We start from the raw sequence: 16,573 nt of genomic DNA, 5'->3' as shown, positions 1-16,573 counted from the left end.
GGGGCCGCCATGAATGTCATGTCACCGGTCGATTCAAGCGAAGTGAAGGCCGACGAAACGGCCGATGAGCTCTGGTACAAGGATGCGATCATCTATCAGCTCCATGTCAAAGCCTTTGCCGACAGTAACAATGACGGCATCGGCGACTTTGCCGGGCTGACCGAGAAGCTCGGATATCTGCAGGACCTTGGCGTCACCACACTGTGGCTGTTGCCGTTCTATCCCTCTCCCGGCCGCGACGATGGCTACGACATCGCCGATTACGGCGACATCAATCCCGATTTCGGGACGATGAAGGATTTCCGCCGCTTCATCCAGGAAGCCAAGAAGCGCGGCCTGCGGGTCATTACCGAACTCGTCATCAACCACACTTCCGACCAGCACGACTGGTTCAAGCGCGCCCGGCGCTCGGACCCGAAATCCTCAGCACGCAATTGGTATGTCTGGAGCGATACCGACCAGAAATATCTGGGCACGCGGATCATCTTCACCGACACCGAGAAATCGAACTGGACCTGGGACCCGGAAGCCGGCCAGTTCTACTGGCATCGGTTTTTTTCCCACCAACCCGATCTCAATTTCGACAACCCGCGCGTGGTGAGCGCCATCGTGCAGGTGATGAAGCGCTGGCTCGATACCGGGGTCGACGGCTTCCGTCTCGACGCCATTCCCTACCTCTGCGAGCGCGACGGCACCAACAACGAGAATCTGCCGGAGACGCACGCCATCATCAAACGGCTGCGCCGCGAGCTCGACGCCTATGCCAAGGGCAAGGTGCTGCTCGCCGAGGCCAATCAGTGGCCGGAGGACGTGCAGGAATATTTCGGCCGCGGTGACGAATGCCACATGGCCTACCATTTTCCGCTGATGCCGCGCATCTACATGGCGATCGCCCAGGAAGACCGCTTCCCGATCACCGACATCCTGCGCCAGACGCCGGATATTCCGGGCAACTGCCAATGGGCGCTGTTCCTGCGCAATCACGACGAGCTGACGCTCGAAATGGTGACCGACGTCGAACGCGACTATTTGTGGTCGACCTATGCCAACGATCCCCGCGCGCGCATTAATGTCGGGATCCGCCGGCGGCTGGCTCCGCTGATGGACAACGACCGCCGCAAGATCGAGCTGATGAACTCGCTGCTGCTCTCGTTCCCGGGCACGCCGATCATCTATTACGGCGACGAGATCGGCATGGGGGACAACATCTATCTCGGCGACCGCAACGGCGTCCGCACGCCGATGCAATGGACGCCGGACCGCAATGGCGGGTTCTCCCGTGCCGATCCGGCACGGCTCTATGCACCCTGCATTATGGATCCGGTCTACGGCTATGAATCCGTCAATGTCGAGGCGCAGTCGCGCAGCCTTTCGTCGCTGCTCAGCGCGACCAAGAAGCTGATCTCGGTTCGCAAGTCCACACTGGCCTTCGGCCGGGGCACCATGACTTTCGTCCGTCCCGAAAATCGCGCGGTACTTTGCTATGTACGCCAGTATCAGGATCAGGCGATCCTGTGCGTTGCCAACCTGTCGCGATCGGCACAGGCGACCGAACTGGATCTTTCCGCCTGGAAGGATCGTATCCCCCTGGAAATGCTCGGCCGAACGCGCTTCCCGGCGATCGGCGAACTGCCCTACATGATCACGCTGGCGCCTTACGGCTTCTACTGGTTCGAGCTGCAGGAGCCGGACAAGTCGGCGCCGGTGGTGCTGCGGGCCGTGCCCGAATTCGAAACACTGGTGGTGCCGGTGAACGCGACCTGGGTTTCTCTGGCGCGCGAGCGCGGCGTTTTCGAGCGCGACGTGCTGCCGGGTCATCTGGCGCGCAGCCGCTGGTATCCGGAACGAACGGCCAAGGCTATTCATCCGGCGCTGGTCTCGGCGGTGCCATTCTGCGATATCGGCGACAACCGGCCGTGGCTCGCCTTTTTTGAAACCACGCAGCGCGGCGTCACCAGCCGCTACGTGCTGCCGATGCAGATCGAATGGGTACGCTTCGACCGCGAGCGCTACAATCCGCATGCGCTGGCCGCGGTTCGGCAGGGCGCGCGGGAAGGAACCCTGCTCGACGTCGCCACCGACCAGATCTTCATCGCGCTCCTGTTGCGCAATCTGCGCGAGTCGCTGGTCGTCGAGGAAGGCGAACAGGGACTGCGGCTGGAATTCAAGCCGACCAGCCGCTTCTCGGATCGCCCGGTCCGGCAGCCGGAGCGCATCCGCGCGGTGGAAACCGAGCAGTCGAACAGCACCGCGCTGGTCGATGAGGACTACGTCGTCAAGATCTACCGGAAGCTGGAAAGCGGCATCAATCCGGAAATCGAGATGGGCCGCTTCCTGACCGATGTGGCCGGCTTTGCCAACACACCGGCATTGCTCGGCAGCGTGGAATTGGTGGAAGGCGAAAAGAGAAGCGCGATCGGCATCGTCCATGCCTTCGTTGCCAACCAGGGTGACGCCTGGGTCGTAACCGCCGGTTATCTGGATCGCTTTGTCGAGGAGCAACGCCTGCTGGCGGCAGCCGAGCATCCCGGAGAGAGCGAAGAGCAGATTCCCTATCTGCGTTACATGTCGCAGTCCGGGCGGCGCATTGGAGAGATGCACCTGGCGCTGGCCAGCAACAGCGAGATTCCCGAATTCGCGCCGGAGCCGATTCGGCACGAGGACGCGCAGCGCTGGATCGACGACATACTAATTCGTGCCGAGCGCATCTTCGACACGCTCAGACAACGGCGCGACAGCCTGAAAGAACCCGACCGCGTGCTGAGCGATCAACTGCTGGCGCTTGAGCCAACGCTGCCGGGCTTGCTGAGGGCAATGTTGCCGCGCGAGATCGATGGTTTCAACATCCGCCTGCACGGCGATCTTCATCTTGGCCAGATGCTGATCGTCAAGGAGGACATTTTCATCATCGATTTCGAGGGCGAACCGCGCCGCAGCATCGTGGAACGGCGCCGCAAGGCGCCCGCGGCACGCGACGTTGCCGGCCTGATTCGCTCGATCGACTATTCAGCCACCGCGGCTTACGAGCGTGCGCTGAAGTTTTTCCCGGACGAGCAGAACAGACTGGCTGCCGCGCTGGCGGATTGGCGCGACCGCGCGACGGAGGCGTTCCTGGCCTCCTATCGTGAGACGACGGCCAACCAGCGGTTCTGGCCTGCCGACGCAAACGCTTCCGCGCGGCTCCTGAATTTCTTCCTGGTCGAAAAGGCCTTCTACGAGGTTGAATATGAACTGTCGCACCGGCCGGATTGGCTGCGTGTCCCGCTGACCGGAATCATCCGAATCCTCCTGCAACAAGCGGAAGGCGCCTCATGATCACACTCTCCCCTGAGGCCTATGCCATCATCGAGGGCCGCCACTCCGACCCGTTCCGCTATCTTGGCCTGCACGATGAAGGCGGCCACCACGTCGTACGCGCCTTTATCCCCGAAGCCCAGAATGTCGAAGCGATCGGCGAGCATGGCGAGCGTGCGCCACTGGAACGAATTCACGAAGCCGGGCTGTTCGCCGGCGCGCTGCCGAACGGGTCGAGAAAATACCAGTTGCGCGCCCGGTTCGGGGACAATGTGGTCGAATTGGATGACCCCTACCGGTTTCCTCCGGTGCTCACTGATTTCGATCTCTATCTGCTCGGCGAAGGCACCCATCAGCAGATCTACGACAAGCTCGGCGCGCATCCGATGACGCTGGATGGCGTCGAGGGCGTGGCCTTTGTGGTGCTGGCGCCGAATGCAAAGGGCGTCAGCGTGGTCGGCGACTTCAACTACTGGAACAGGCGGCGGCATCCGATGCGGGTGCGCGGGGTCGGCTATTGGGAGCTGTTCATCCCGCAAGCAAGCGTCGGTGATCACTACAAGTTCGACATCATCGAACCGAACGGCCAACACCTGCCGCTGAAATCCGATCCATTCGCCTTCGCCACCGAAGTTCGTCCCAAGACCGCCTCGATCGTGTTCGACGAGGCCAAACTGGCCCGCCCACGGCCTGCCCCTTCAGGCATGAACGCATTAAGCGCGCCGATGTCGATCTACGAGGTCCATCTTGGCTCCTGGCGGCGCAAGGGCAACAACGAATGGCTGACCTACCGCGAGCTCGCCGAACAGCTTCCGGCCTACGCGAAGGATATGGGCTTTACGCACATCGAATTTCTGCCGGTCAACGAGCATCCCTTCGACGGCTCCTGGGGTTATCAGCCGACCGGCCTGTACGCCCCGACCAGCCGGTTCGGCACTCCGGACGATTTTGCCGCGCTGGTCGATGCCTGCCATCGCGAGGGCGTCGCCGTGCTGCTCGACTGGGTGCCCGGGCATTTTCCGGACGATCCCCACGGCCTCGGCCATTTCGACGGGACCGCACTGTACGAACATGCCAACCCCCTGCAGGGCCGCCACCGCGACTGGGGTACGCTGATCTACAATTACGGCCGTACCGAAGTGGTCAATTTCCTGGTGTCCAACGCGTTGTTCTGGCTCGACCGCTATGCCGTAGACGGACTGCGCGTCGATGCGGTCGCCTCGATGCTCTATCTCGACTACAGCCGGCCCGCCGATGAATGGATTCCGAACAAGTACGGCGGCCGGGAAAATCTGGAAGCGATCGACTTCCTGCGCCGCTTCAACACCGAGGTGTTCGGACATTATCCGCAGGCCACCACGGCCGCAGAAGAATCCACCGCCTGGCCGCAGGTCTCACGGCCGGTCGAATTCGGTGGACTCGGCTTCGGCTACAAGTGGAACATGGGCTGGATGCACGACACGCTGAAATATATCGGCAAGGATCCGATCCACCGGAAATATCATCACGGCGACATCCTGTTCGGTCTGCACTATGCGTTCTCGGAAAACTTCATCCTGCCGCTTTCCCACGATGAGGTCGTTCACGGCAAGCGCTCGATCCTCGGCCGCATGCCCGGCGATCAGTGGCAGCGCTTTGCCAATCTGCGTGCCTATTACAGCTTCATGTTCGGCCATCCCGGCAAGAAACTGATGTTCATGGGATGCGAATTCGGCCAGGAGCGGGAGTGGAATCACGAGCAGTCGCTCGACTGGCATCTGCTCGAGCAGACCAGCTACGCCGGCGTCCAGGCCCTGATCCGCGACCTCAACCGGCTGTACCGAAGCGTGCCGGCGTTGCATGAACTTGATTGCGACCCGGCCGGCTTCGAATGGGTCGTCACCGACGACGCCAACAACAACGTGTTTGCGTGGATCCGCAAAGGCAATGAACCGCGGGCGCGTTGCCTCGTCGTCGTAAACTTCTCGCCCAATGTCTATCACGACTACAGCATCCGCGTGCCGTTCGCCGGCGCATGGCGCGAGATCTTCAACTCAGACTCGGCGCATTATGGCGGCAGCAATGTCGGCAACGTGGGTGAGGTTCGGACGCGGGACGCACTGGTGCCTGAACTGCACCTGACCATTCCACCGTTGGGCGCGATCTTCCTCGTGCCGGAAAGCTGACGCATGCGACTGTCAGCGGGAAGCCCCGCTCGCCTTGGAGCAAGCTGGGACGGCAGGGGCACCAACTTTGCGCTGTTTTCGGCCAATGCAGAGAAGGTCGAGCTTTGCCTGTTCGACGCCCAAGGCCGCCGCGAGCTCGAGCGGATCGAACTGCCGGAGCGCAACGAGGACGTCTGGCATGGCTATCTCAACGACGTCTCCCCTGGGCAGCTCTATGGCTACCGCGTCCACGGGCCCTATGCGCCCGAGCGCGGGCACCGCTTCAACGCCAACAAGCTGCTGCTCGATCCCTATGCCAAACGGCTCGCCGGCCGGTTGGTGTGGAGCGACGCGCATTTCGGCTATCGAACAGGCAGCGCGCGCGAAGATCTTTCCTTCGATCGCCGCGACAATGCGCGCGGCATGCCGAAGGCGGTCGTGGTCGACGAAACCTTCAACTGGGGCCGCCGCGAAATACGGCCGAACATTTCCTGGCAAGACACCATTGTTTACGAGGCCCATGTCAAGGGCCTGACGCAGAAGCGCGAGGACGTGGCGCCAGGCTGGCGCGGCACCTATGGCGGGCTGTGCTCGCCGGCCATGATCGATCATCTCAAACGGCTCGGCGTCACCACCATCGAGTTGCTGCCGGTCCACGGGCTGATCGACGACCGGGTACTGGTCGAGCGAAAGCTTGTGAACTACTGGGGCTACAACACACTGGCCTTCTTCGCGCCGGAGCCGCGCTATGCTCAGGATAACGCGCTGGACGCATTCCGCACCACGGTAGCACGGCTGCACGATGCCGGCATCGAGGTGATGCTCGACGTGGTTTATAACCACACCGCCGAGGGCAATCACCTCGGTCCGACGCTGTGCTTCCGCGGCATCGACAACGCTTCCTATTACTGGCTCAACAAGGACAATCCGCGCTACTACGACGACTTCACCGGCTGCGGCAGCTCGGTCAACCTCACCCATCCGCGCGTGCTGCAGATGGTGATGGACTCGTTGCGCTACTGGGTCGAGGTCTGCCACGTCGACGGTTTCCGCTTCGATCTCGCCACGACGCTGGCGCGGGGGCCGAACGGCTTCGACCGCAATTCATCGTTTCTGACCGCGGTGCGGCAGGATCCGGTGCTGGCGACAGTCAAACTCGTCGCCGAGCCGTGGGACCTCGGCCTCGGCGGATATCAGGTCGGCGCCTTCCCTTCGCAATGGTCGGAATGGAATGACCGTTACCGCAGCGCGATGCGGCGCTACTGGAGCGGCGAAGGCAGCCTGATCGGCGAAGTATCGCGCCGCATGACCGCCTCATCCGACCTGTTTCACCACGACAACCGCGCCACCCGCGCCAGCATCAATCACATCACTGTGCATGATGGTTTCACGCTGGCCGACCTGTTCAGCTACAACGAGAAGCACAACGAGGCGAACGGCGAAGAGAATCGCGACGGCTCCAACGACAACCACAGCAACAATTGCGGCCATGAGGGCCCGACCACCGACGCTGCGATCGTGACCCTGCGCCGGCAGCTCCGCAAGAACCAGCTTGCCTGCCTGTTCCTCGCGCAAGGAACGCCGTTGCTGCTGGCCGGCGACGAGGTCGGCAACTCGCAGAACGGCAACAACAACGCCTATTGCCAGGACAACGAGATTGGCTGGATCAATTGGGACAATCTCGGAAAGCAGGGCGACGACCTCACCGATTTCATTGGCCACATGACCGCATTGCGCCGGCGCTTTCCCCAGCTCCGATCCCAGCGCTGGCTCTCCGGGCGGCGCAAGGACGGCTCCTTTGGCGTGCTGTGGCTGACGCCGGCGGCCGAGGAGATGCAGGAAGCCGACTGGAATTTTCCGGAAGGACGGTTCCTCGCTTACGTGCTGGGGCCATTGGAACAAGGTCAGCCGCCGATCTTTATCGTCCTGAACGCCGCCCCCGAAGAGATCGCTTTCACTTTGCCCAAGATGTCCGAATACAAGAACTGGCAGCAGGTGCTGAATACGACTGAGGCCACGGCGGGCTTCACCGAATTCGCATCCGGTGCAGAGACCAGCGCGCCGCCGCGGTCGGTGCTTGCCTTTGCAGGCGCGGCATGAATGACCGGCAATTCGGCTCGCTTCTGACGAACTACGGCACCCGGTTTCGGCTGTGGGCGCCGGCAGCGAAACGCGTCGATGTGATGCTGGAGCAACCTCACCCGATGAAGCGCGGTGAGGATGGCTGGTTCACGGCCGACATCGCCGGCGTGAAGGCCGGCGCGCGCTACAAATTCCGCATCGATGACGAGATCGACGTACCGGATCCGGCATCGGCGTTTCAACCCGACGACGTCTTCGGCCCGAGCGAAGTGATCGACCATGACGCCTATCGGTGGCGGGCTGCGAGCTGGCGCGGAAGGCCGTGGCAGGAGGCAGTCATCGTCGAGACCCATGTCGGCACCTTCACCAAAGAAGGCACCTATCGCGCGATGATCAAAAGGCTCGATCATCTCGTCGAGACCGGCATTACCGCGCTGGAATTGATGCCGCTGGCGGATTTCGCAGGATCTCGAAACTGGGGCTATGACGGCGTCTTGTGGTATGCGCCCGATAGCGCCTATGGGCGACCCGACGATCTCAAGGCCTTGATCGATGAGGCGCATCTGCGCGGGCTGATGGTGATGCTCGACGTCGTCTATAACCATTTCGGCCCCGAGGGAAATTATCTCGGCCGCTATGCGCCTTCATTTTTCACGAAAGCCCACACGCCCTGGGGTAGCGCGATCGACTATCGCGTCAAGGAAGTGCGCACATTTGCGATCGAGAATGCGTTGTCCTGGCTGCGCGACTATCGCTTCGACGGCTTGCGGCTCGATGCCGTCAACTCGATCGTCGAGCCGGGCGGGCTGTCGCTGCTGCACGATATCAGCGTCGCCGCCGGCCAACTGGCCGCGGAAACCGGCCGGCACATTCATCTCGTGCTGGAGAATGGCGACAATCGCGCCAGCATTCTGGACGCCGTCCAGGATCCGCCGCAGGGGAAATACCGCGCACAATGGAACGACGACTATCATCACGCCTGGCGCGTGCTGATGACCCGTGAGAAGCAGGGCTATTATGTCGACTACCAGCGCTCGCCGATTTCGGATCTCGCACGCGCGCTGTCATCGGGGTTCATCTATCAGGGCGAGATGTCCACGTTTCGCCGCGGCAAGCGCGGCGAGCCGAGTGGCCATCTCACGCCGACCGCCTTCATCAACTTTCTGCAGAACCACGACCAGATCGGCAACCGCGCGCTGGGCGACCGGCTCGAGGGCAACGCCGACGTGCGGATGATCGAGGCGGCGCTTCAGGTACTGCTGATTGCACCTCACATCCCCATGCTGTTCATGGGCGAGGAATGGGGCTCAACGGTCCCCTTCCCGTTCTTCTGCGATTTCGGCGGCGAGCTTGCTGACGCAGTTCGGAAAGGTCGCCGCGTCGAATTGGCCTGGGCCTATGCAGAATATGGCGACGAGGTCCCCGACGCGCTTGCCGCATCGACCCGCGATTCTGCCGTTCTCGATTGGGACGGCCGCGACGCTCCGGCGGGGCGGAAGCGCTTGACGATGGTGCGAGAACTGTTGCAGGTCCGGCGCCAGGAGATTGTGCCGCGGCTTGCGGGCACAGCTTTTGGAAAAGCAGACGCGGCGGGCAACGGGTTGCTGACGGCCGACTGGCGCATGGGCGATGGCAAGACGCTTCGTCTCACCGCCAACCTGTCGGAAAAGGCGGTCAGCCAAAGCCAGGCCGCGGGAACCCTGATCTGGGGTAGCGAGTTGGGCGATAGCGTCCCGCCATGGTCGGTGCACTGGCGCCTCGGATAGGAAAATGCCCCCGGCGATCCCGATCGCGACTTACCGCCTGCAATTGTCGCCGGACTTCGATTTCGACGCCGCCGCTTCCGTGGTGCCCTACCTGAAGGCGCTCGGCATTACCCATCTCTATGCGTCGCCTTTCACGCGGGCCCGCAAGGGCAGTACGCATGGCTACGACGTCACCAACCACGCCGAGTTCAATCCCGAGCTCGGCGGCGAAGCCGGCTTCGAGCGGCTGAGCGCCGTACTGCAGCAGCATGATCTCGGACTCATCCTCGATTTCGTGCCCAACCATGTCGGCGTGCATTATGCCGATAACCCGTGGTGGCTCGACATGCTGGAATGGGGACCTGCTTCGCCGCACGCGGCCTCTTTCGATATCGATTGGGAGCAGTTGCCCTATCGGGCGCGCGGCGGCGTGCTGCTGCCGATCATCGGCTCGTCCTATGGCAAGGCGCTGGAAAATGGCGAGATCGAACTGCGCTATGACGCCGGCGAAGGCAGTTTTTCGGCCTGGTATTTCGAGCATCGGCTGCCGATCGCACCGGAGCGTTATGGCGAGATCCTGCGCATGATCGTCAAGGAAGCCGGCGCGGAGCAAAGCGCGCCCGGCGAGGCGATGCTTGCGCTGGCACAGCAATACCAGGGACCGCGACGTCCCAACCGCAAGGAAGCGCCCGGCTTCAAGGCCGAACTGAAGGACGTCCCAGGTGCCGCCGATCTCATCGCGCGAGGCCTTGAGGCCTACCGCGCCGGCGCGGACCGCATGGCGCCGACGCTGGCGCTGCACCATCTGCTCGAACGCCAGCACTACAAGCTCGGCCACTGGCGGCTCGCATCCAGCGACATCAACTACCGACGCTTTTTCGACATTAATACGCTGGCGGGCCTGCGCGTCGAGGACGCCGGCACATTCGAGGCGATTCACCGCCTGGTCAAACGGCTGATCGCGGAAGGCAAGCTGCAGGGGCTGCGGCTCGACCACATCGATGGCCTGCGCGATCCCGTCCAGTATTTCCAGCGCTTGCGCCGGCTGGTGCGCGATGCGGTTGGCGGGCAAATCCGCCCGTTTTACGTCGTGATCGAGAAAATTCTTGGCGAGGGCGAAAAGCTGCCGTCATTCGCCGGCGTCCACGGCACCACCGGCTATGAATGGATGAACGCGATCACCCATGTGCTGATCGACGGGCGAGGCCTTGAGCCACTCGACGAGATCTGGCGGCAGATCAGCAACCATTCGCCGCAACTCGAGCCGATCCTGCGGAACGCAAAACGCCGCGTGCTCGAAACGCTGCTGACCAGCGAGTTCACGGTGCTGACGCGCCTGCTGGCCCGGATTGCCAGTGGACACTACTCCACCCGTGACTATTCGGCCGACAGCCTGCGACAGGCACTCGAACTCTACGTGCTGCACTTTCCGGTCTACCGCACTTACCTGACATTGTCGGGCCCATCCGCGCATGACCGCCAGTTGATATCCGGAACCATCGAGCGGGCGCGCGCCGACTGGTTCGCCGCCGATGACGGCATTTTCGATTTCCTGCGTGACGCGCTGACGATGGATCTGATCAAACCCGGCCGTACGCACCACAGCGCGCCGCGCGTGCGCCGGTTTGCGTTGAAGGTGCAACAGTTCACCGGACCGATGATGGCAAAGTCGCTGGAGGACACGACGTTCTACCGTTACCACCGCCTGCTTGCGCTCAACGAGGTCGGCGGCGATCCCGCGGCAAAAGCATTATCGGTCGATGACTTTCACCGGATGATGGAGACGCGCGCCAGGGAATGGCCGCACGGCATGACGGCGACCGCAACGCACGACACCAAGCGCGGCGAGGATGCCCGTGCTCGGATCACGGCACTAGCGGAAATTCCGGGGGAATGGACCAGCGCCGTGGCCCGATGGAAACTGCTCAACGCGTCGCATCTGCTCGTCGATGGCGATTTGCGCGCGCCGTCGGCGACATTCGAATACATGCTGTATCAGGCGCTGCTCGGGGCATGGCGGTCGGACGACGCTTCGTTTGTGGACCGGATGCAGGAATATGCGCTGAAGGCCGCGCGGGAGGGCAAGCAGGAAACCAGCTGGCTCAATCCCCATGCGGCATATGAGGCGGGCGTCAAAAGCTTTATTTCGAAAATTCTCGATCCTTCGCTCTCGGCTGAATTCCTGAACTCTCTGCAAGCGCTGGCGCAGCGACTGTCGCTGCTGGGCGCCCTGAATTCGCTCAGCCAGATCACGCTGAAAGCGACGATGCCCGGCGTACCGGATTTCTATCAGGGCACCGAGCTCTGGGATTTTTCCTTGGTCGATCCCGACAACCGGCGGCCGGTCGATTTTGCCGAACGTGCAGGCCGCTTGGACGCGCTCAAGGAGCCGGACTGGGACCGGCTGGTCGAAAAGTGGCCGAGCGGTCATCTGAAGCTCGCCTGGACACGGCATCTGCTCAAGCTTCGGACCGAACTCTCCGACATTTTTTCGAATGGCGATTACGAGCCTTTGCAGGTGAGCGGTCCGCAGCGCGACCATTTCATCGCTTTTGCCCGGCGGCGAGGCCGTGAGGCCGCGATCATCGTCGTCACACGCTGGTTTGCACCGTTTACCGACAGCGGCAGACATTGGCCTAGCCCGCCAAACTATGCCGCCGCGCTACACGTCGACGGCTATGCGGTCGAAAGTTTTGCCGACGCCGATGCCGCGCTATTGCGCCTGTCAGACCTGCTGACGCATTTGCCGGTCGCCGTGCTGAAGGCGAGATTCAACGGCATGACAAAGCCGGCACGAATGCGTCGCCCCGCCTAGCGCAGCATCAGCTTTTCTTGGTCAGCAGCAACTGGCCGCGGCTGCGGATGGCGGCCTGGGCCGCTTCGGCAAACCGCTGCAACAGCCACGGCAGCACGACTTCCACCTGCACATGATCATCGGCAACATCGACATGGCCCGCCGCTGCTTGCCCAAGTGCGCGCACGCGAAAGATCATGCGATTGTCTTCCCAGCGCTCCTCATCGACGCTCAGCACCGGCACGCTGGAAGCGGCGCGCGATAGGCCGGTCTTGAGGCGGCGCATCGCTTCCTCGCGCCCCAGACTATGCGGGATGGATACCACAAGCGGTTTGGTCATCGCGAAATCCCTCTCAATCTATCCGCATGTAATTGCACGCGTTGCGAATGAAAGAGCCACGCGCATTATCGCGATGCAACGCGGAACTTAGATGACTCCCGGTTGTTGTTCCACGCGAAGGGCAGAAACATCCATAACGCCCCGTTCGGGCTGAGGAGAGATTTATGTCTATCGGCACCATCATTCTCATCATTCTCATCATCGCCCTGCTCGGCGGCTTTAGCGGCATCGGTGGCGGCCCGTTCTATGGCACCGGATATTACGGCGGCGGCGGCTTGGGGCTAGTGATCGTGATTCTGTTAATCCTGCTGCTGCTCGGCAAGCTGTGAGCGGCTGCGCTCTATGCCACATCAAGACTGTCATCACCCGCGAAAGCGAAAGCGGGTGATCCAGTATTCCAGAGACGTTCGTAATCGATCGAGGGGCCGCAGCGTACTGGATACCCCGCTTTCGAGGGGTATCGCAGCGGAGTGTACAGCTAGACCTTCCCAACCAGCTTCTTCATTGCCGTCTTGATCGACGCCGCCGCGTCATCATAGCCATCCCAGGCCTTCGTTTTTGCCAGTAAAGCCGGCACGGTGCGGACCGTGTACTTCTTCGGATCGAGATCGCCGCGCACCTGCGTCCAGGTCAGCGGCATTGAGACGGTGGCGCCCTCGCGGGCACGTGGCGACAGGACAGCAACCGCCGTCGACATGCGGTCGTTGCGAAGATAGTCGAGAAAGATCTTTCCCTTGCGCAGCTTCTTCGACATGTTGAGTAGATAGCGCTCGGGATCGTCGTTCGCCATCCACTGGCAAATGGCTTGCGCGAAGCCCTTGGCCTCTTTCCACGACACCTTGTCCCTTGCGCCGTGAAGCAACGGGGTCACCACGTGCAGCCCCTTGCCGCCGGTGGTCTTGCAGAAGCTTTCGAGGCCGACGGCAGCCAGCCGCTGGCGCATGTCTTTGGCCGCTTCGATCACTTCGGAAAATTCAATGTCCGGGGCGGGATCAAGATCGAACACCAGCCGCCCCGGCGTGTCGTACGCGTCCGGCGCGCAATTCCAGGGATGCAGCTCCAGCCCGCCGATCTGCGCGGCCGCCGCCAACCCCTCGACCCGATCTATTTGCAAATAGGGTTTGCGATCGCCGGAAACCTTGGCCAATTCGAACAGGTTGGAGGCGCCCTGCATGGCGTGGCGCTGAAAGAACGTCTCGCCATGGATGCCGTCCGGCGCACGGACGAGCGAGCATGGACGGCCCTTGAGGTGGCCGATCATCCATTCGCCGACTGCCTCGAAATATTGCGCAAGGTCGAGCTTGGTGACGCCCTCGCCGTCGCCGGCATCGGGCCACAGTTCCTTGTCAGGCTTGGAGATCACCACGCCCATGACCTCGCCGGTCTTGTTCGCGGCAGGCCTTGCCCGGGCCGCTGTTGCCTTGCCCGGCCTTGGCTGTGCGACCCCTGCGGTGGACGGCGTTTCCGCCGCCACCTCCTCGGCCGGCTTATCCTGCCGCAGCCCCTTGAACGCGGCCTGGCGGATATTTCCATCCGCGGTGAAGCCCGCGAACTCGATCTCGGCCACCAGTTCGGGCTTCAGCCAATGCACATCGCGGGTCTTCTTCGGCGCGTTCTTGCCGCCAAACGGGCTCTTGTCGGAGGCTGCCGCCTTCAGCGCCGGCATGATGCGGCGCACCTTGTCCTGCCCGAAACCGGTGCCGACGATCCCGACAAAAGCGAGATGATCGCCGCGATAGACGCCCGCCATCAGCGAGCGGAATTTGCCGTTGGTGGTCTTCCAGCCGCCTAGCACCACTTCGTGACCGGCCCGGCACTTCGCCTTGGTCCAGCTCTCGGTACGGCCGGAGCGGTAGGGCCCGTCCAGCTTCTTGGAAACGATGCCTTCCAGCTCCAGCTTGCAGGCCGACTGCAGGACGGCATCGCCGCCGCTTTCGAAATGCTCGACATAGCGGATCTGCTTGTCCTTCCCCTTCTGCGCCTCCAGCAATTTCTTCAGCCGTTGCTTGCGGTCACCGAGCGGCAGCCGGCGAAGATCCTCGCCATCGGCAAATAGCAGGTCGAACGCATAGAAGATCAGGCTTTCGCTGTCCCCGTCCGACAGCGCCGCCTGCAGGGTGGAGAAGTTGGGCGCGCCGTTGTGATCGAGCGCGACGATCTCGCCGTCGATCAGCACGTCGGGAAGCGACTTCGCTTCATCTGCGATCGCCTTGAACTTGTCGGTCCAGTCGAGCCCCTTGCGGGTATAGAGCACGGCATCGCCGTCCTCGACCCGCAACTGCACGCGATAGCCATCGAACTTGATCTCGTGGCACCAGCCTGCGCCGCCGGGCGGCCGATCGACCACCGTGCAAAGCTGCGGCGCCACGAAATCCGGCATCGCCGCGACCTTCTTCGGTTTGACGGTTGGCGCGGGGGCGCGCGTCTTGATTTCCGGCGCCGCCCGCAAGGCAGCCGTCTTCCGCAACGTCCGCGCCTCGGCGGCATCGCCCCGGTTCGATTGCCAGACCGCGTCGGCTTTCGTTTTGCTGGCCAGCATGAACGGCTTTGGCGCCCTGCCCTTGCCTTGGGCGATCTGCTCCATCGTTCGCCCCGAGGCCACGGAGCGATCGTTCTCCAGGATGTCGTTGGCCTCGCCTTCTTTCGCGAATTCATCACGGTGCTTGATCAGAAGCCAGTTGGTGCGCTTGCCGCCATAGCGGTCGCCCCGCATCCGCACCAATACCCAGCTTCCATGCAGCTTGCCGCCATGCAGCGTGAATTTCAGATCGCCTTTCTTGAAGCCGCGCTCGGGATCGTCGGATTCCCAATAGCCCCGGTCCCACAGCATCACGGTGCCGCCGCCATACTGATCTTCCGGAATGGTGCCTTCGAAATCGCCGTAATCGAGCGGATGGTCCTCGACCTCGACCGCCAGGCGCTTGTCGTGCGGATCAAGCGAGGGCCCCTTGGTGACCGCCCAGGACTTGAACACGCCGCCGAATTCGAGCCGGAGATCGTAATGCAGGCGCGTCGCGTCGTGCTTCTGGATCACGAAGCGGAGCCGTTTGGCGGGCGCAACCTTGACTTCACCGGACGGCTCCGACGTCTTGCCGAAATCGCGCTTCTTTCGATACGTGCTGAGTTTCTTCAACGCCACGGCAAACCTCGACCCTTACGTCCGCTCGCACGGCGGCATTCGGAACGAAAACCCATACTAACCGTTGAAGTTCCCAAACCCAACCTTTGCCGGAGACCCTAAATGGCCCCCCGCGCCTATTGGAAAGGCTCGCTGAAACTCTCGCTGGTGTCATGTCCGGTGGTGCTCTATCCGGCCTCGACATCGGTCGAGAAAACCCGTTTTCACATGATCAATAAGGAAACCGGCAACCGGCTGAAGCAGCAGATGATCGATGCCGAAACCGGCGATGTCGTCGAAAGCGAGCAGAAGGGCCGCGGCTATGAGCTGAAAAAGGGCCAGTATGTCGAGATCGAAAAGGAGGAACTCGAAGCCGTCCAGATCGAGAGCAATCACACGATCGAGATCGACAGCTTTGTACCGCGGGAGGAAATCGACAAGCGCTATTACAACCATCCCTATTACATCGCACCCGACGGCAAGGCCGCGGTGGATGCCTTCGCGGTGATCCGCGACGCCATGAAGGAAGAGGACCGCGTTGCGCTGGCGCGCATCGTGCTGACCAACCGCGAGCACGTCATGGCGATCGAGCCGCTCGGCAAGGGCCTGCTCGGCACCACGCTGCGATATCCTTACGAACTGCGCGATGAAGAGGACTATTTCGAGGGCATCAAGACCCCGAAGATTACAAAGGATATGGTCGAACTCGCCGGCCACATCCTGCACACCAAGGCCGCGCATTTCGATCCCTCGAAGTTCAAGGACGAATACGAGGATGCGCTGAAGGCGCTGGTGCGTCGCAAGGCGTCCGGCAAGCCGATCAAGGTCGCCGAGCCGGAGGAAAAACCGGACAACGTCATCAATTTGATGGATGCGCTCAAGGCCAGCCTGAAAGGCAAGGCGGCAACGAAACGGCGCGCGCATGGCCCGGCGTCGCGGCGGGCGCCGGCACGCCGGACGGCACGGAAAGCGCACCGGTCCACAGCCAGGCATCGCAAGGCGAGCTGAGGCTCGCTCCCGGCCGTCATTGCTGTGCAATGACTGAGTTGCCGTCCC

At 62.3% G+C, this 16,573-nt stretch carries 9 protein-coding genes; 7 read left to right on the top strand and 2 right to left on the bottom strand.

The window, feature by feature from the left end; genetic code table 11:
- Positions 1 to 9 precede the first annotated feature (9 nt).
- Genes treS through treY form a run of 5 tightly spaced genes read left to right on the top strand, consistent with a single transcriptional unit; the run spans position 10 to position 12,080 of the window.
- A complete protein-coding gene (gene treS / locus HCN50_RS27470; RefSeq protein WP_171713023.1) occupies positions 10 to 3,315 on the top strand; it encodes a maltose alpha-D-glucosyltransferase in 3,306 nt (1,101 codons plus the stop codon).
- Positions 3,312 to 5,459, top strand: a complete 2,148-nt coding sequence (glgB, locus tag HCN50_RS27465; RefSeq protein ID WP_171713022.1) for a 1,4-alpha-glucan branching protein GlgB — start codon at positions 3,312 to 3,314, stop codon at positions 5,457 to 5,459. The genes treS and glgB overlap by 4 nt, the downstream gene beginning before the upstream one ends.
- Positions 5,460 to 5,462: 3 nt before the next feature.
- The gene (gene glgX / locus HCN50_RS27460; RefSeq protein ID WP_171713021.1) at positions 5,463 to 7,538 is read left to right on the top strand and encodes a glycogen debranching protein GlgX; all 2,076 of its coding nucleotides are present in this window, start codon (positions 5,463 to 5,465) and stop codon (positions 7,536 to 7,538) included.
- Complete coding sequence (gene treZ, locus HCN50_RS27455; RefSeq protein WP_171713020.1) at positions 7,535 to 9,286, top strand: malto-oligosyltrehalose trehalohydrolase; 1,752 nt, start codon at positions 7,535 to 7,537, stop codon at positions 9,284 to 9,286. Before glgX ends, treZ begins: the two co-directional genes overlap by 4 nt.
- Positions 9,287 to 9,290: 4 nt before the next feature.
- A complete protein-coding gene (treY, locus tag HCN50_RS27450) occupies positions 9,291 to 12,080 on the top strand; it encodes a malto-oligosyltrehalose synthase (RefSeq protein ID WP_171713019.1) in 2,790 nt (929 codons plus the stop codon).
- Between the two features lie 7 nt (positions 12,081 to 12,087).
- On the opposite strand, the gene HCN50_RS27445 is transcribed toward treY, so the two are convergent.
- Entirely contained in the window at positions 12,088 to 12,399 is a 312-nt protein-coding gene (locus HCN50_RS27445; protein WP_171713018.1) for a polyhydroxyalkanoic acid system family protein, read from the bottom strand.
- 164 nt (positions 12,400 to 12,563) lie between these two features.
- Here HCN50_RS27445 and HCN50_RS27440 point away from each other — a divergent pair, with 164 nt between their 5' ends.
- The gene (locus HCN50_RS27440; protein ID WP_065752791.1) at positions 12,564 to 12,728 is read left to right on the top strand and encodes a DUF3309 family protein; all 165 of its coding nucleotides are present in this window, start codon (positions 12,564 to 12,566) and stop codon (positions 12,726 to 12,728) included.
- Positions 12,729 to 12,877: 149 nt separating this feature from the next.
- Here HCN50_RS27440 and ligD read toward each other — a convergent pair whose 3' ends face one another.
- Complete coding sequence (gene ligD, locus HCN50_RS27435; protein WP_171713017.1) at positions 12,878 to 15,538, bottom strand: DNA ligase D; 2,661 nt, start codon at positions 15,536 to 15,538, stop codon at positions 12,878 to 12,880.
- A gap of 102 nt (positions 15,539 to 15,640) precedes the next feature.
- Between ligD and ku the strand changes: the two genes are divergently transcribed.
- Positions 15,641 to 16,525 (top strand): non-homologous end joining protein Ku, encoded by an 885-nt coding sequence (gene ku, locus HCN50_RS27430; RefSeq protein ID WP_171713016.1) that lies wholly within the window; start codon positions 15,641 to 15,643, stop codon positions 16,523 to 16,525.
- Positions 16,526 to 16,573: the final 48 nt, after the last annotated feature.

Source organism: Bradyrhizobium archetypum (genome assembly GCF_013114835.1).
GTDB lineage: Bacteria > Pseudomonadota > Alphaproteobacteria > Rhizobiales > Xanthobacteraceae > Bradyrhizobium > Bradyrhizobium archetypum.
Note: the sequence above shows the minus strand (reverse complement) of the source record. Positions and strands in the feature narration are given on the sequence as shown.

Bases quoted from the DNA above. Each gene is read 5' to 3' on its own strand.
- HCN50_RS27440 (WP_065752791.1), top strand. From the start codon at position 12,564: ATGTCTATCGGCACCATCATTCTCATCATTCTCATCATCGCCCTGCTC.
- HCN50_RS27445 (WP_171713018.1), bottom strand. From the start codon at position 12,399: ATGACCAAACCGCTTGTGGTATCCATCCCGCATAGTCTGGGGCGCGAG.
- ku (WP_171713016.1), top strand. From the start codon at position 15,641: ATGGCCCCCCGCGCCTATTGGAAAGGCTCGCTGAAACTCTCGCTGGTG.
- treY (WP_171713019.1), top strand. From the start codon at position 9,291: ATGCCCCCGGCGATCCCGATCGCGACTTACCGCCTGCAATTGTCGCCG.
- glgB (WP_171713022.1), top strand. From the start codon at position 3,312: ATGATCACACTCTCCCCTGAGGCCTATGCCATCATCGAGGGCCGCCAC.
- treZ (WP_171713020.1), top strand. From the start codon at position 7,535: ATGAATGACCGGCAATTCGGCTCGCTTCTGACGAACTACGGCACCCGG.
- treS (WP_171713023.1), top strand. From the start codon at position 10: ATGAATGTCATGTCACCGGTCGATTCAAGCGAAGTGAAGGCCGACGAA.
- glgX (WP_171713021.1), top strand. From the start codon at position 5,463: ATGCGACTGTCAGCGGGAAGCCCCGCTCGCCTTGGAGCAAGCTGGGAC.